General features: G+C 65.3%; 18 protein-coding genes, 1 tRNA gene and 1 pseudogene. 11 read left to right on the top strand and 9 right to left on the bottom strand.

The annotated features are described in order from the left end of the window. Positions 1–68: 68 nt before the first annotated feature. Positions 69–145, bottom strand: a tRNA-Pro gene (locus C7C56_RS21300). A 145-nt stretch (positions 146–290) separates the two neighbouring features. Between C7C56_RS21300 and C7C56_RS21295 the strand changes: the two genes are divergently transcribed. After that, complete coding sequence (locus C7C56_RS21295; RefSeq protein WP_146204590.1) at positions 291–995, top strand: hypothetical protein; 705 nt, start codon at positions 291–293, stop codon at positions 993–995. Between the two features lie 209 nt (positions 996–1204). Here C7C56_RS21295 and rsmI read toward each other — a convergent pair whose 3' ends face one another. Continuing rightward, positions 1205–2161 carry a 16S rRNA (cytidine(1402)-2'-O)-methyltransferase gene (gene rsmI, locus C7C56_RS21290; RefSeq protein WP_106759357.1) on the bottom strand — a complete coding sequence of 319 codons (957 nt, stop codon included), beginning with the start codon at positions 2159–2161 and terminating at the stop codon, positions 1205–1207. 188 nt (positions 2162–2349) lie between these two features. On the opposite strand from rsmI, the gene C7C56_RS21285 reads away from it, so the two are divergent. The 5 genes from C7C56_RS21285 (at position 2350) to C7C56_RS21265 (ending at position 5684) form a co-directional block, all read left to right on the top strand. Further along, complete coding sequence (locus tag C7C56_RS21285; RefSeq protein ID WP_181373285.1) at positions 2350–3492, top strand: penicillin-binding protein activator; 1143 nt, start codon at positions 2350–2352, stop codon at positions 3490–3492. Between the two features lie 2 nt (positions 3493–3494). Further along, entirely contained in the window at positions 3495–3854 is a 360-nt protein-coding gene (locus C7C56_RS21280) for a YraN family protein (protein WP_106759355.1), read from the top strand. A 69-nt stretch (positions 3855–3923) separates the two neighbouring features. Beyond that, the gene (locus C7C56_RS21275) at positions 3924–4520 is read left to right on the top strand and encodes a phosphoheptose isomerase (RefSeq protein ID WP_106759354.1); all 597 of its coding nucleotides are present in this window, start codon (positions 3924–3926) and stop codon (positions 4518–4520) included. After that, positions 4513–5151 carry a BON domain-containing protein gene (locus tag C7C56_RS21270; RefSeq protein ID WP_229458910.1) on the top strand — a complete coding sequence of 213 codons (639 nt, stop codon included), beginning with the start codon at positions 4513–4515 and terminating at the stop codon, positions 5149–5151. Before C7C56_RS21275 ends, C7C56_RS21270 begins: the two co-directional genes overlap by 8 nt. 11 nt (positions 5152–5162) lie before the next feature. Further along, on the top strand, positions 5163–5684 hold the full coding sequence (locus C7C56_RS21265; RefSeq protein ID WP_106759353.1) for a peroxiredoxin family protein: 522 nt from the start codon (positions 5163–5165) through the stop codon (positions 5682–5684). Between the two features lie 289 nt (positions 5685–5973). Here C7C56_RS21265 and C7C56_RS21260 read toward each other — a convergent pair whose 3' ends face one another. Beyond that, a complete protein-coding gene (locus C7C56_RS21260) occupies positions 5974–6831 on the bottom strand; it encodes a DUF3034 family protein (protein ID WP_229458912.1) in 858 nt (285 codons plus the stop codon). A 369-nt stretch (positions 6832–7200) separates the two neighbouring features. On the opposite strand from C7C56_RS21260, the gene C7C56_RS21255 reads away from it, so the two are divergent. Further along, on the top strand, positions 7201–7791 hold the full coding sequence (locus C7C56_RS21255) for a sigma-70 family RNA polymerase sigma factor (RefSeq protein WP_229458909.1): 591 nt from the start codon (positions 7201–7203) through the stop codon (positions 7789–7791). After that, complete coding sequence (locus C7C56_RS21250) at positions 7788–8495, top strand: anti-sigma factor (protein ID WP_106759350.1); 708 nt, start codon at positions 7788–7790, stop codon at positions 8493–8495. Before C7C56_RS21255 ends, C7C56_RS21250 begins: the two co-directional genes overlap by 4 nt. A 45-nt stretch (positions 8496–8540) precedes the next feature. On the opposite strand, the gene C7C56_RS21245 is transcribed toward C7C56_RS21250, so the two are convergent. Together C7C56_RS21245 and C7C56_RS21240 are read right to left on the bottom strand one after the other, a co-directional pair. Further along, positions 8541–8975 (bottom strand): group I truncated hemoglobin, encoded by a 435-nt coding sequence (locus tag C7C56_RS21245; protein WP_229458908.1) that lies wholly within the window; start codon positions 8973–8975, stop codon positions 8541–8543. Positions 8976–8987: 12 nt separating this feature from the next. Further along, positions 8988–9410, bottom strand: coding sequence for a PaaI family thioesterase (locus C7C56_RS21240; RefSeq protein ID WP_106759349.1), 423 nt, complete (start codon positions 9408–9410; stop codon positions 8988–8990). Between the two features lie 345 nt (positions 9411–9755). On the opposite strand from C7C56_RS21240, the pseudogene C7C56_RS21235 reads away from it, so the two are divergent. Then, positions 9756–11174, top strand: a pseudogene (locus tag C7C56_RS21235) (ammonium transporter); the annotation flags it as partial. Positions 11175–11554: 380 nt separating this feature from the next. On the opposite strand, the gene C7C56_RS21230 reads toward C7C56_RS21235, so the two are convergent. Further along, positions 11555–12097: a zinc-binding metallopeptidase family protein gene (locus C7C56_RS21230; protein ID WP_106759347.1), complete on the bottom strand. Its 543-nt coding sequence runs from the start codon at positions 12095–12097 to the stop codon at positions 11555–11557. A 145-nt stretch (positions 12098–12242) separates the two neighbouring features. Between C7C56_RS21230 and C7C56_RS29435 the strand changes: the two genes are divergently transcribed. After that, the gene (locus C7C56_RS29435; RefSeq protein WP_219933206.1) at positions 12243–12623 is read left to right on the top strand and encodes a hypothetical protein; all 381 of its coding nucleotides are present in this window, start codon (positions 12243–12245) and stop codon (positions 12621–12623) included. Next, the gene (locus C7C56_RS21220; protein ID WP_181373284.1) at positions 12586–12879 is read left to right on the top strand and encodes a hypothetical protein; all 294 of its coding nucleotides are present in this window, start codon (positions 12586–12588) and stop codon (positions 12877–12879) included. The genes C7C56_RS29435 and C7C56_RS21220 overlap by 38 nt, the downstream gene beginning before the upstream one ends. Here the strand turns inward: C7C56_RS21220 and lipA are convergent. Genes lipA through C7C56_RS21205 form a run of 3 tightly spaced genes read right to left on the bottom strand, consistent with a single transcriptional unit; the run spans position 12869 to position 14959 of the window. Beyond that, a complete protein-coding gene (lipA, locus tag C7C56_RS21215; RefSeq protein ID WP_106759346.1) occupies positions 12869–13861 on the bottom strand; it encodes a lipoyl synthase in 993 nt (330 codons plus the stop codon). The two genes, C7C56_RS21220 and lipA, sit on opposite strands and share 11 nt — an antisense overlap. Before the next feature lie 22 nt (positions 13862–13883). Next, complete coding sequence (gene lipB / locus C7C56_RS21210) at positions 13884–14654, bottom strand: lipoyl(octanoyl) transferase LipB (protein WP_229458907.1); 771 nt, start codon at positions 14652–14654, stop codon at positions 13884–13886. Between the two features lie 35 nt (positions 14655–14689). Continuing rightward, on the bottom strand, positions 14690–14959 hold the full coding sequence (locus C7C56_RS21205) for a DUF493 family protein (RefSeq protein WP_106759371.1): 270 nt from the start codon (positions 14957–14959) through the stop codon (positions 14690–14692). Positions 14960–15095 lie beyond the last annotated feature (136 nt).

Raw genomic sequence — 15095 nt, 5'->3', positions numbered from 1 at the left:
ATTGCGGAAACTACTGAGGGGGATATGACAGGCTGACTAGAATTTTGTCAGCCTGCATAAGGAAATACTGGTCGGAGTACAAGGATTCGAACCTTGGACCCCCTGGTCCCAAACCAGGTGCGCTACCGGACTGCGCCACACTCCGAGGAACAAGATAATAGCGGCTGCGCGCCGCCCGGTCAAGCCTCGGGCAGGCGATTTCAACTAATTGATGAAATCAGGGTCCAAGATGTGACGAAATGTAATCGCCCTATTGCCAATATGCCAATCGTGCGACGATCACCCCAACCATGAACCAAGAACCGATCCCCGCCGCACAAATGGAAGTAAAGCCGGAAGTAAAGCCGGAAGCCGAACCGGAAGTAGAACCCCGCAGCTGGGCCGCGCCCCAACTGCGCCGCCACCGCGCTGCATCCGGCATGGCGCTGTCGCTGCTGGTGCATGCGCTCGTGCTGATCGTGTTTCAGCAAACGCGGCCGCAAACGCCGGCAATCGAGGCCGATCCGGCGCAGCCGACGATCACGGTCTGGCTGCGCGCCCCGCCGCCACCGCCGCCAACAAGCGCGCCGCCCGCGAGCGCCGCCCCGAAATCGGCGGCCGCGCCGCGCGCGCCGCGCCAGGCCAGCGCCAAGCCGCGCGCCGCCCGTTCGGCGGAGGTGATTTCTGTGCCACAAGACGAGCGCCAAACCGAAGCGCCGAGCGACGCGTTCGTGATCGCCCCGCCGGCGCCGGCCGCCGACAAGCCGCGCTTCGACCTCGACGCCGCGCGCTCGACCGCGCGCGGGATGGCCAACGAACAACCGTCGAAGAACCTCAAACCGAATGAATGGCTCATCGCCAAGCGGGAGCTGGACCGCCCCCTGGAAACCGAGACCAAGGCGGCCAAGGCGATCTCGCAGGCAAAACGACGCAATTGCAAGGACGGCCTGCCGGGCGGACTGCTCGGCCCGATCCTCATCTTGTTCGACAAGAAGGACAGCGGCTGCAAGTGGTAGGCAGCCGCGGCCTTCAAGGCGCGCAGGCCGCCCGCCATGGCACCACCCCGCCACAGCCCCCGATACCACTGTGGCGACGCCAGCACCATGCCAGACAGTCTGCGCTACCCTTTTGACAGCGCTGCCATGCGCCAGTGCGATAAATTGTAGGCTTAGGAGCTGTTCAAAAATACCTGTCGCACTTGCTTGTTCACGGCCCCTTAGTTCCCTTAGTCCTGCGCGTTCTTTTCCTGCGCGTTCTTTTCCTGCGCGTTCTTTTCCTGCGCGTTTTTTATTTCCAGCGCGCGGTCGTAGAGCGCGTTTTTCTTGCGGCCCGTGATCTGCGCCGCCAGGTTGGCGGCCTGCTTGACCGAGCATTCGGCCAGCAGAATGTTGAGGATGCGCTCGGCCTCGGCGTCGGCCGCGTCGCCGCCCACGCTCGCGCCTTCGAGCAACACCACGTACTCGCCCTTTTCACGGTGGGGGTCGGCCTTGACCCAGGCGACGGCCTCGGACAGCGGGCAGCGGTGGATCTCCTCGAACAACTTGGTCAGCTCGCGCGCGAACACGATGTTGCGGCCCGGCTCGAAAGCGGCGGCGAGCGCCCCGACGCAATCGAGTATCCGGTGCGGCGCCTCGTAAAACACCATCGTCGCGCTGACCGCGCGTAGCAGGCCGAGCGCGCTCTCGCGCTGCTTGGCCTTGGCCGGCAGGAAGCCGACGAAGTAGAATTGGTCGTTGACCAGGCCGCTCGCCGACAAGGCCGTCACCGCCGCCGAGGCGCCCGGCAGCGGCACCACGCGCAGCCCGGCCGCGCGCACCGCGTCGACGATGCGCGCGCCCGGGTCCGACACGGCCGGCGTGCCCGCGTCCGACACCAGCGCGATGCGCTCGCCGGAGAGCAGGCGCGCGACGAGCTTGTCGGCGACCTCACGCTCGTTGTGCTGGTGCGCCGCGAGCAAGGGCTTGTTCAGGCCGAAGCGGCTGAGCAGATGGCCCGTGTTGCGCGTGTCCTCGCAGGCCACCGCGTCGACGATGGTCAGTACGTGCAAAGCCCGCAACGTGATATCGGCAACATTTCCGATCGGTGTCGCCAGGACATACAGGGTTGCTGTAGGATAGGCTTGGTGCATCGCTTCGCCCATGACGGGAAGCTGAGCGATCTGGGGGAGTTGAAGTTCTGTCATTGGAGGCCGTGGTGCAAATTAAAAGAAAACTGAAGGTCTTGCTCGGATGCCTCGCCGCGGGCTTGTTCGCAGGCTGCAACACGCCGATGCCCTGCGATCCCGGGCCGGGCGGATTGTGCACGCCTATCATAGCAAACACAAGCGCGCCCGAGACCGGCCGCCGCGCCAACGATGTGGCCGCGCCGAATATGCCGAATATGCCCGTCACGCCGGTCGCGCCCCTCGCGTCGGTCCCGGCCGCGATCGTGCAGACCCGCCCCATCGACCTGTCCGGCCCCGGGGGCCTGCCACCCGCCGCCATGCAGCCCGGCGCGGTGCAAGCCGGCGCGGTCCGCATCGCGCTGATGCTGCCGCTGCGCTCGGAAGCGCTGGGCAAGCCGGCCGAGGCGGTGCGCGCCGGCTTCATGGCCGCATACGAGCGCGACAGCGCCGGCTTCGTCGTCAACCTGGTGCAGGCCGGCGACACCCCCGACCAGGTCACCAGCGATTACGCCAGCGCGGTCCAGAACAACGACATCGTGGTCGGGCCGCTCGCGCGCTCGGCCGTGACCACGCTCGCGGCGAGCCAGCTCGTGCTCAAGCCGACGATCGCGCTCAACAACCCCGACGCCAACACCGCGGTGCCCGACCTGATGCTCGTGATGGGCTTGTCGATCGAGGCCGAGGCGCGCCAGGTCGCGCAGATGGCGGCCGACGAACTGCACGCCGGGCTGCCGCTGCGCGCGCTGATCGTGTCGGGCACCAACGCCTGGCAGCGCCGGATCGCGCTGGCCTTCCAGACCCGTTGGAAACAGTTGGGTTTCCAGAGCGACGTGGTCGAACTGGCCGACTCGAACGGCTACCTGAGCGAGGCGGCGCTGGCCCAGCTCAAGGCGCGGGTCGACGCCGATCCGCCGGGTCTGCTGTTCGCCGCGCTCGACGCCGACCAGGCCGGCCAGATGCGGATGAACCTCGACAGCGCCCTGCCACTGTACGGCGCCTCGTCGGTCAACCCCGGGCTCGAACCCGGCACCGCCATGGCCCAGCTCGACGGCATGCGCCTGATGGACCTGCCATGGGAGGTCCAGCCCGACCACCCGGCGGTGAGGCTCCATCCGCCGCGCATCCCGAGCCGCGCCATGCTCGACATGGACCGCCTGTACGCGCTCGGCATCGACGCCTACCGCGTGGCGCGCGAGATCGCGCTGCGCCCGAACCAGCAATTCAGGTTCAATGGCGTGACCGGGCGACTGCAGGGCAAGCTCGGCGCCGGCCCGTCCCAATTCTCGCGCTTCTACCCGGCCGTCATCTACCAGAACGGCGCGTTCACCCCGCTCAACGGCAAGAACTGAGCATGTGGCCCTTGCGCCTGAGCGCCAAGCAGCGCAAGGGCCAGCTGTGGGAGCGGCAAGCCCTCGCGCACCTGCAAAAAAACGGCCTGACCCTGGTCGAGGCCAATTTCAGCTGCAAGGGCGGGGAGGTCGACCTGATCATGCGCGACGGCGAAACGCTGGTGTTCGTGGAGGTGCGCCAGCGCGCCAGCGCCGCCCGCGGCGGGGCCGCCGCCAGCATCACCCCGGCCAAGATCCGGCGCCTGGTGCACGCGGCACAGTTCTACCTCAAGCGCTTCGCGGCCGTGCCGGGCTGCCGCTTCGACGTCGTCGCGATCGACGGCGAGACCCTCAACTGGCTGCGCAACGCCATCGAAGTGTAAGTCACTTTCCTAAGCATTTTTAACCGGGCTTGCCCGTCTTCGCTTGCCACTGCACTATAATCGGCACCTATGAATACTCAACGCATCCTCTCCCATTTCCACGAAAGCGCCGAGCTCAAGCTGCAATCGGCCCCGCTGCTGGCACAACCCATTTCCCAGGCCATCGAACTGATGTTCTCGGCCCTTTCGAACGGCAACAAGATACTCGCTTGCGGGAACGGTGGCTCGGCCGCCGATTGCCAGCATTTCGCCGCCGAGCTGGTCGGCCGCTTCGAGCGCGAGCGTTTTCCGCTGCCGGCCATGGCGTTGACCACCGACACCTCGATCATGACCGCCGTCGGCAACGACTACAGCTACCGCGAGATTTTCTCGAAGCAAGTGCAAGCGTTCGGCCAGGCCGGCGACGTGCTGCTGGCGATTTCGACCTCGGGCAATTCGGCCAATGTGCTGGCGGCGGTCGAAGTGGCGCTCGAGCGCGAGATGCGCGTGGTCGCGCTGACCGGCAAGGACGGCGGCGAGATCGCCAAGATGCTCACCGACGCCGACGTCAATATTTGCGTGCCGCACACGCGCACCGCGCGCATCCAGGAAGTCCACCTGGTCACCATACACTGCATCTGCGACGGCATCGACGTCGCATTATTCGGAGGAGATGTAAATGAGTAAAAACGGCCACCCCATGTCGCGCGCCCTGGCCAAAGGCCTGGTCTGCGCGGCGATCATGACCAGCCTGTCGGGCTGCGTCGGCTTGGTGGTCGGCGGCGCCGTGGTCGGCGCGGTCGCCACCAACGACCGCCGCAGCCTCGGCACCCAGACCGACGACAAGACCATCGCGATCAAGGGCGAATTGCGGGCCTCCAAGCTCAGCGGCGAAATCGCGCACGTGAACGTCAACAGTTTCAACCGCCAACTGCTGCTGACGGGCGAAGTCCGGGACGAGGCCATGAAGGCCGAGCTCGAGCGCGACATGAAGGCGATCCCGGGCGTGATCGTGGTCGCCAACGAGCTCGCGATCGCGGGGCCGGCGAGCTACACCTCGCGCTCGGCCGACACGCTGATCACGGCCAAAGTCAAGGCCAGCCTGGTCGAGATGAAAACCATCTCGGCCAGCTCGTTCAAGGTGGTGACCGAGCGCGGCATCGTGTACCTGCTGGGCCGGGTGAGCCAGCGCGAGGGTGCGCTCGGGGCCGACATCGCGCGCGGCGTGGGCGGCGTGCAGAAGGTGGTCAAGATTTTCGACTACATCAGCGAAGACGAGGTCAAGGCGCTGTCGCCGACGCAGTCGGTGGCGCTGTAAGCGGGCGGGCCATGGGAACCGTCGCCACAAACAAGCGCTCCTGGGTCAAGCCGGCCGTTGCCGCGGCCGTGTTGCTGGCGCTGCTAGGGGGCGGCTTCGCCTTGTTCAGCAGCAGCACGCCGGCGCCGGACGTGACCTTCATCACCCTCAAGGGGCAGAAGGTCACCACGGAGAGCCTGCGCGGCAGGGTGGTCATGGTCAATTTCTGGGCGACCTCTTGCGCCACCTGCGTCAAAGAGATGCCGCAGATGGTCGACACGTACAACAAGTTCAAGGGACAAGGATTGGAATTCGTGGCCGTGACGATGGCGTACGACCCGCCCAACTACGTGGTCAATTTCGCCGAGACGCGCAAGCTGCCGTTCAAGGTGGCGATGGACACGAGCGGCGAGATCGCCAAGGCGTTCGGCGACGTCACGTTGACGCCGACGACCTTCCTGATCGACAAGGAAGGCAAGATCATCCGCCGCTACGTGGGCGAGCCCGACTTCAACGCCTTGCACGAACTGCTGCAAAAAGCCCTGGCCGGCTAATCCCACCCCGGGTCTCAGATTTTTGCAACCGAAAGGTTCGACTTTTTCACAACCGGGGTCTGACCCCACTTACCGAATTAATTAACATAAATCTACGACGTAGCCCTTGAAAGGCCCTGAATTCGGCGATTAATTTCATAAGTGGGGTCAGACCCCGGTTACGACGTAATTCGGAGTGGATGGGGTCTGGGGAGGCTCGCCTTACAAGGCGAGCCAGTTGCGCAGGGGCGTGGTACACCACGCCAATTCCCTGCTTCACCCTCCGGTTACTCCGGTTACGGAATAATTCCTAAAATCCTGTTTGGAGCGAGAGGTACAGCCCGCGCTGGCGCTTCGGGTTGAGCACCGTGATGTCGCCGAGCCCGGCATACGCCGCCGTCAACGAGACGTGTTTGTTCGGGAACCATGCGACGAAGGCGTCGTAGGCGTCTTTCTCGTTGTCGATGCCGAGGTTGCGCGGCTTCATGCGGTATTCGACCCCGGCCACGAGCTTGCGGCTGATCATGTAGGCGGCCGACACCTCCAGCAGCGCCTTGTAGCCGTCGCCGCGGTCGCCCCCAAAACCCAATAAGCCCATCTGGTTGGCCTTGCTTGCTCGGATGGTGCCGTTCAGCAGCAGGCTGTGCGCGAGCAACACCTTGGTCGCCGCGAGGTAGACGTCGATCCCGCGCGCGTCCTTCGCGCCCAGATCCATCACGCTGCCCACATTCAAGGCGCCCAGGCCGCCGACTCCCTTGTTGTGCTTGAACATGGCGCCGACCGCCAGTTGCGGCAGCGCGCGGTCCTGGTCGTAGACCGCGTCCCCCACCAGCTTGAGCTTGACGCCGACGATGTCTTGCCTGATGTGCAAACGGTCGAGCGGCGCGAGGCTGCCCTTGAAATCCTGGCGCGCGAACGAGAGCTCGACCCGGTCGGCGATCCCGACCGCGACGCCCCGCGTGTCGAGCGCGAAATCCTGGGTCCGCGCCCGCGTCAGGTGGACATTGCCACCCCAGCTGTCGCGGCTGCCGTAGCCGCTGATCAGTGCCCACGGCACCAGCCCGCCGCCGCCCGCCCCCTCCACTTGGCTGACGCCGCCCGTGGCCAGCAGTTTGCCGAGGTCAGGGCGCAACACTTGGGCGTGCGCGCCCCCCGCGGCCCCCATCATGGACAGAACGAACAGGCATTGTCGAAGTTGAATTGTGTCGCGCATGATCGCCCCAAGTTTCCCTATGACATTCTAACCAAATTGTCCTTCGCTATAAAAAGCGATAGCGTGTACGTAAGCGGTGGCGTTTTGGATTCAACTATTTTGCATTTATTTTGTTAATTATTTTCTTGTCTGTGATGATGCTATTGGGCTAATCTGCTCCGGTGAATCAGGGATGGGCCTGGCTTGCCGCCTTGCGCGACAAACTGCCCTTCACATCCCTGCGTAAGGGGACGATCTGCAAGGCTCGCTTGCCTCGCCCCGGCGATAGAAATGCAAGCGGGGCGGCACCGGCCCCGTGTTCGCGAAACCATTCCAAGGACCTCCGTGACATCCGACGTCAACCCGCTCGACCCGCAGCAACTCAAAATCTGGCTACAGGCGGCCGGCAAACGCGATGCGTCGGCCTTCCGCAAGCTCTACGACGCAACTTCCCCGAAACTGTTTGGCTTCGCGCTGCGTATACTGCATAAGCGGGAGTTGGCCGAAGAGGTGTTGCAAGAGGCCTTCGTCGCTATCTGGAACAATGCCGGCAATTACCAGGCCCATCTCGCCGCACCGATGACCTGGATGACGACCATTATCCGGAACAAGGCTTTCGACCATCTCCGGCGCAGCGACGTCTCGGTTGAAATAGACGCGGAACAGTTTGATAGCGAAGTGATCAATGCCCTGCAGGACCCGCAGGCGACGCCGATCGAGGCGTTGCAGATGAGTGGTGACGCGAAGGCGCTCGCATGGTGCATGTCCGCCCTCGAAGGCGTGCATCGCCAGGTCGTGGCGCTGGCGTACTACCACGACTTGTCGCACAGCGAGGTCGCAGAGCACATGAAGCTACCAGTCGGAACCGTGAAAACCTGGATCAGGCGCAGTTTGGAAAAGCTGCGCACCTGCCTCGCCAAACGGGAGCAAGCATGAACATCCGATTTAACACCGCCCTGCGCGAAAAGCTGGCCGCCGAGTACGCGCTCGGCACCATGAAGGGGGGCGCGCGGCGCCGCTTCGAGGGCTGGATGCACCAGGATGCGGACTTGCGTAACATCACCGCGCAATGGCAGCGGCTGCTGGCACCGATGATCGAATTCGCGGGCGGGGTGACGCCGCCGAAGAGCGTGTGGCGCGGCATCGAGCGCCGCCTCAACCTGAAAACCACGGCCAAGGGCTGGCAATTCTGGTTCAACGAGAACCTCAATTTCTGGCGCGGCCTCGGCCTCGCCTCGAGCGGCCTGGCCGCGATGCTGATGGTGGTCGTGCTCACCCGTCCGCTCCAGGCGCCTGACGCGCCGGTCATCTCGTACGTCGCCACGCTGACCGACGACAAGACCCAGAACGCGATGCTGGTCACGGCCGACAGCGAGCACCGCGCGCTCGAGGTGCGCCTGATCACGTCCGAGCGGGTCGCCGCCGACAAGAGCCTGCATCTGTGGGCGGTCCCGAAGGCGGGCAAACCGCGCTCGCTCGGCGTGCTCAAGGACAACCGCGGCACCTTCGCGCTGGCCGACAACGCGATCAGCGACGACGTCGCGTTGCTGGCCGTTTCGCTCGAACCGAAGGGCGGTTCGCCCGATCCGAACGGTCCGACCGGGCCGATCGTCTACAAGGGCGCCTGGGTTCGCTTGTAATTTAGCTTGGATTTAGCTTGCAACCGCCGCCCGGGCGGCGCGGCGTCACTTGGTGACGATGCCGCGCTGCATGGGCGCGAGCAGCGCCACGAGCTTGTTCTGGATGCGCGACGGCACCCCGTTGCGCTCCATCGCGATCTGCAAGTCTTCGGTCAGGGCGTTGAACTGGGCGTTGGTGACGTTCAGGCCGTCGTGCACCTCGGTCATCTTGCTTCCCTTGTATTCGCAAGGCCCGCCCGCCAGCACGCAAAACTGTTGCTCCAGGCGCAGGGTGAGGTTCTTGATATCCGTCTCGGAGAACGACTCCTTGATGCGCGCATCGGCGAGCACGAGCGGGACGAAGGTCGCCACGATCTTGCGGATTCCCTCCTTCGCGCCCAGTCCGATATAAAGCGAATCGTCGGCGGGAGCGTGCGCGAACGCGAGCGAAGAAGCGGCCAGCAGGGTGGCGGCCAACAGTTTGGGTAGCAGGCGCATCATGGTCGTCCTCGCTTACTTTGGATACAGGATCATCTGGGTGCAACGAAACAGCGCGATCGTCTTGCCGTCGGCGTCGTTGCGCACCACCACATCCCACACTTGCGTGGTGCGCCCCAAATGCGCGGCCGTGGCCACGCAGGAGATCACGCCGTCGCGCGCGGTGCCTAGGTGGTTCGACTTCAGTTCGAGCGTGGTGAAACTGTTGGCGCCCTCGGGCAGGTTGGCGATGCAGGCGTAGCCGGCCGCCGTGTCGGCCAGCGTGACGACCGTGCCCGCGTGCAGGTAGCCATTGGGCGCGAGCAAATGCGGCTTGACCTCGAGCCGCGCCGCCACTTGCCCGCCTTCGACGCGCGTGATTTCAACCCCAAGATGGCCAGGCAGGCGCGTCACGCCAAATTTGTTAAAACTTTCGGGTGTGTATGCGTCGTTGGCCATGCTCGATCTCGTGTGGGATGGGACTGCAAACAAATGCGGCCCTAGAGCGATAGTATCGCCCAATCCGCGCGCGGCTGTTGAACTGAACCATTTCCTTTATTTTCTTGTGTCACGAACGGCTTCCCTTTTGGCGCGCCGCAACATGCATGCCCCAGCGCTGGGCGCGGCCGCGCTCCGGCGTGGTGCGCCAAAGCCTTCAAACAGCCCAAACAGGCCATTTCCATCCCCCGCTTCCTTATGCCAAGCAAAAATGCTGCATGGCACAATAAATGCATTGGATTAATAGCATATGTCGCCGAAGCACCATTGCGGCGCATCAACATGCTTCCACGGGGTACCCATTCAATGCGCTTAACAACTGTCATTTTCGGTCTCATCATCGGTTTGGCCGCACTGAATGCAACAGGCCAGGACGCCACCGTCCCACCCCAGCCCGCAACGGCAATGGATGCCGGGAGCGCCGGCGCGGGGGCCGAAACGCCCGTGCCGGCCGCGCCGGCGGCCACGCCCGCGCCCAAAGCGGCCGCCGCCGCGCCGCTGACGCGCCCGACCCTGGTCGCGGCGAGCGCCATCAACAGCGGCGACACGGCCTGGATGCTGACCGCGACCGCCTTGGTCGTGCTCATGACACTGCCGGGACTGGCCCTGTTTTACGGCGGCATGGCCCGCAAGAAGAACTTGCTCGCCACCATGGCGCACAGCTTCGCGGCCGCCTGCGTGGTCACCATCTTGTGGGTGGTGATCGGCTACAGCCTGGCGTTCGCGCCGGGCGACACCTTCATCGGCGGCTACGGGCGCGTCATGCTCGACGGCATGTTGTACATCAAGGAAACGGGGATGCTCACCGTCCACCATATCGCGCCGACGGTGCCGGAAAGCGTGTTCATGATGTTCCAGCTGAGCTTCGCGATCATCACGCCGGCCCTGATCACGGGCGCCTTCGCCGAACGGATGAAATTCTCGGCGTTCCTGATGTTCATCGCGCTGTGGTCGGTCTTGGTGTACGCCCCGGTCGCCCATTGCGTATGGGATCCAAGCGGCTGGCTGGCCGCGCAGGGGGTGCTCGACTTTGCCGGCGGCACCGTGGTCCACATCAACGCCGGCGTCGCCGGGCTGGTCGCGGCCATCATGATCGGGCCGCGCAAGGGTTTCGGCAAGGAGGCCATGCCGCCGCACAACCTGGTGCTGACCGTGATCGGCGCGTCCCTGCTGTGGGTGGGTTGGTTCGGCTTCAACGCCGGCTCGGCGGTGGCGGCCGACGGCCGCGCCGGCATGGCGATGCTGGTCACGCAACTGGCTTCGGCCGTCGGCGCGATGGCCTGGATGCTGGCCGAATGGATCCGGCGCGGCAAGCCGTCGGTGCTCGGGATGGTGTCGGGCGCGGTGGCCGGGCTGGTCGCGATCACGCCGGCGTCGGGCTTCGTCGACGTGCGCGGCGCGTTCGCCATCGGCGCGGCGGCCGGCTTCGCATGCTATTGGGGCGCGACCGCGCTCAAGGCGCGCTTTTCGTACGACGACACGCTCGACGTGTTCGGGGTGCACGCCATCGGCGGCATCGTCGGCGCGCTGCTGACGGGCGTGTTCGCGGTCAAGGCGATCGGCGGGGTCGAGGGCAGCGTCGCCGTGCAGGCGATCGGGGTGCTGGCCACGGTCGCCTATTCGGCCTTCATGACGGCGCTCATCCTGCTCCTCATCAGCTTGCTCATCGGCCTGAACATCTCCACCCGCGAAAACCAGGCCTTCGCCCTGATGGCGCGCCTGCATGTGATTCTGCGGCGCGAGACGGGGCGGGTGACCGACATCGAATACATGCGGGTCGATCCCGACTATTTTCGCCATGTGCTGGGGCTGGCATTGGAGGCCGCCAGCGACGACGCGCATCAGCTCGCCGAAAAGCTGGAGCTCGCCTATTTGGGTGCCGACGGCCTGTTCGCGCTCCGGCCGAAAGCGCCGTTGGCTGCGCGGCCCGCCGCGTCCGCGCTGCCGCTCGCGCCCGGCTTGGCGGCGGCCGTGATCGCGCCGCCGCCGGCGCAAGCATATGTACGCGGCTTGCGTTAAAACAGGGCGGGCGCCGCCGGTTGCAGCGTACGGTACGCCAGCGCACCGTGACGCACGGGGACCGGCTGTAGCATCGGCCTGTACCGTCAATGCAACGGGAATGCCCCATGTACGACAAGCCCGGCTTTAGAAGCAGAAAATTGTATGCGATGCGCCGCATGATCGCCGCGCTGGGCCGGGCTATCGCCACCACCTCGCCCGCCGAAAAAGAACGCGCCTCGCGCTGGTCCGCCGCCTGGGGAATGCTCGCCGGCATCCGCGGAAAAGGCGTACGCCTGCGCCGATCCAAGTTGTTCGCCGAGTTCCCGCGCGACCGTGGCGCCGGCCATGAGCGCCTTGGCCGAGCGCGTGGCGCCGAAATCGGAAAACTTCCCGACCAGCGCGATAAAGTCGCCCTTGTCCGGGTACAGGTGGCGCATCGGGGAAATCAGATACTGCTGGCTGCCCGGCGCATCGGAGAAGTAGCCGATCATTTTTAGCGACAACATCAGACGCACCGCGCGTCCCGTCTTTTTCAGGGCGCGCGCATGCCGGACGCTGCCCATGTCGGCGCTGCGGAAATGCGGCGGCTCCTCGAGCGTGTATGCCACCAGTTCGACGGGCCGCGCCTGCGGCGTGCGCCCCAGCATGCGCGCCAGCTTTGTACGCTAAAGTACATAAATCTGTCAAAGCGTTAATTGGCGAACATTAAATTTCAACTGTGGCAGTTATGATTGGTGACAATTCGGGAAAAGCCCCCGCCCAACAATATGTTCCCGTGTCCAAGTTGCATGTATGAGACTCCGCTACCCGTTTGAGAAGAAATCCTACGCGATGCGGCGGATGGCGAAAGCCATCGAACGCGCGATTTCCGAAGAGGCGCCCGAGCGGAAGGAGCGCGCCGCGCGCTGGGCGGCCGCTTGGGGCTTGCATTGCGGAATCGCCGCCAAGCCCGTCCAGTACCAGGAAACATACGACATCGAGTTTGTTGCGCTACAGCCCGCGCCGGCGGCGCCGGCTGAAGCGGGGCCGTCCCCGGAACCGGCGCCTGCCCCGGAGCCGGCGCCCGTCCCCGAGCCGGACGACGGCCCGATCGCGGCGCTGCTGGCCCTCCCCGAACAACTGTCCGAACAACTGTTTGGCCTCGTCGATCCAGATGCACCGGCGCCGGCCTGAAGCTACCCCGTCACGCGCTCAGCGCGGCGGGGGCGATTCCGAGCACGATGCGCGCACGGACGCGGTCACGCTGGCCGTGCTCGCCACGGGCGAGGCAATTTTCAGCAATACGACCTGGCGCGGCAAGCGTTGCATGCGGGTGTCGGTGTGCAACTGGCAAACCGGCGCCAGCGATGTGGCGCGGGCGGTTTCGGCCATGCGTCAGGTGTTGCTGGCGCGAATGGCGGGGGCGGCTGTTAGGTGGCTTAAGCGCTGACCGACACGCCGGCGTTGTGCGCCTGCTCGTCGGCATGGTACGAGCTGCGCACCATCGCGCCCACGGCCGCGTGCACGAAACCCATCTTGTAGGCTTCTTCCTCGAACATCTTGAACATGTCCGGATGCACATAGCGGCGCACCGGCAGGTGGTCGCCCGACGGCGCCAGGTACTGGCCGATGGTCAGCATGTCGACGTTGTGGGCGCGCAAGTCGCGCATCACCTGCAGGATTTCCTCGTCGGTCTCGCCGAGGCCGACCATGATGCCGGACTTGGTCACCGCCTCCGGGTACATCGCCTTGAAGTCGCGCAGCAGCTCGAGCGAATGGGTGTAGTCGGCGCCCGGACGGGCCTCTTTGTACAGGCGCGGCACGGTTTCGAGGTTGTGGTTCATGACGTCGGGCAGGCCGTCCTTGAAGATCGCCAGCGCCTTCGCCAGGCGGCCGCGGAAGTCGGGCACCAGCACCTCGATGCGGGTCTTGGGCGACAGTTCGCGCGTTTGCCGGATGCACTCGACGAAGTGGCCGGCGCCGCCGTCGCGCAGGTCGTCGCGGTCGACCGAGGTGATCACGACATACGACAGGCGCAGTTCGGCGATGGTCTTGGACAGGTTGCGCGGCTCGTCGGCGTCGAGCGGATCGGGGCGGCCGTGGCCGACGTCGCAGAACGGGCAGCGGCGGGTGCACTTGTCACCCATGATCATGAAGGTCGCGGTGCCCTTGCCGAAGCATTCGCCGATGTTCGGGCAGCTCGCCTCCTCGCACACGGTCACGAGCTTGTTGGCGCGCAGGATGTCTTTGATCTCGTAGAAGCGGGTCGACGCCGACGCGGCCTTGACGCGGATCCAGTCGGGCTTTTTGAGGCGCTCGATTTGGGTGATCGGGATGATCTTGATAGGGATGCGCGAGGTCTTGCTGGCGCCCTTTTGCTTGTCGAGCGCATTGTACGCGGGGGCGGTGCCGGTGTCGGTATCAGAAGTCATTTGGCTGCATGCCCGTGAAGGCTTAGTTAATGTTGTTCGTTTCGGACGGTTGCGGGACAGCGCGTGGTTCATCGCCAAGGCCGGCCACCGTTGCAAGCTCGATCACCAGGGCGCGGGCCAGCGCCTGCTGCACGTCGGCCAGCGCGGCGTCGACGCCCATGCTGCGCATGTCGACCGTCGCCAGGCCCGAATAGCCGCACGGGTTGATCCAGGAAAACGGCGCCAGGTCCATCGCCACATTGAGCGACACGCCATGGTAGGTGCAGCCGTTGCCACGCACCTTGAGCCCGAGCGCGGCAATTTTTGCGCCCTTGCGCGCGCCGGCGGCGATATAGATGCCGGGCGCGCCCGCGATGCGCTCACCGTCAAGATTATACGCCCCCAGCACGTCGATGATCGCCTGCTCGATTTTGGTCACGAACTGGCGCGCGTACAACTTGCCGCCCGGCTTGTTGCGGCGCAGGTCCATGAGCAGGTAGATCACGACCTGGCCCGGGCCGTGGAAGGTGACTTCGCCGCCGCGGTCGGTCTGGACCACCGGGATGGCGTGCGCCGGGATGCCGGGGCCGGCCAGCAGGTGGCCGCGGTCGGCGCCGAGGCCGAGCGTGAATACGGGATTGTGCTCGACGATCCATAACTCGTCGGGCGTGTCGGCGTCGCGCGCGTCGGTGAAGGCGCGCATGGCGACCAGGGTTTGTTCGTAGTCGACGAGGCCGAGGTGGCGCACGAGGGCCGGCGCGGGGGCGGGAGCGGCGGTGGGCTCGAAGGCGGGCGCGGACGTGGGCTCAGACATCGGTTCGGACATGCGGTGCGTGTTGCATTGCCGGCTCACATGACGATCTTGACCATCGGGTGCCCCGACAGGGCCCGGTACAGGTCGTCGAGCTGGACCCGGCTGGTGGCGCGCACGGTCACGGTCAGGCCGGTGTAGTTGCCCTGGCCCGACGGGCGCACCTCCATGCGGCCGATGTGGAAGGTCGAGTCGAACTCGAGCACGACGTCGACGATGGTGGCGGCGAAATCGGGATGGGTCGCGCCCATGACCTTGATCGGGAAGTCGCTCGGGTATTCAATGAGGGATTCGGGGGTAGCTTGCATGGTCATTCCAATTCAAAAGGGTCAGCCACGGCGCCCGCGCATCTCCGGCGCGCGCGCGCATGTCGCCATTGTAGCCATTCCCGGCGCCGCGGTCCTTGGTCGCCCCGATTTGGCAGCAGTTCTCAATTCAAAGGCG

Source organism: Massilia glaciei (assembly GCF_003011895.2).
Taxonomy (GTDB): domain Bacteria; phylum Pseudomonadota; class Gammaproteobacteria; order Burkholderiales; family Burkholderiaceae_D; genus Telluria_A; species Telluria_A glaciei.
The sequence above is the reverse complement of the archived record's forward strand: the minus strand, read 5'-3'. Positions and strand labels throughout refer to the sequence as shown.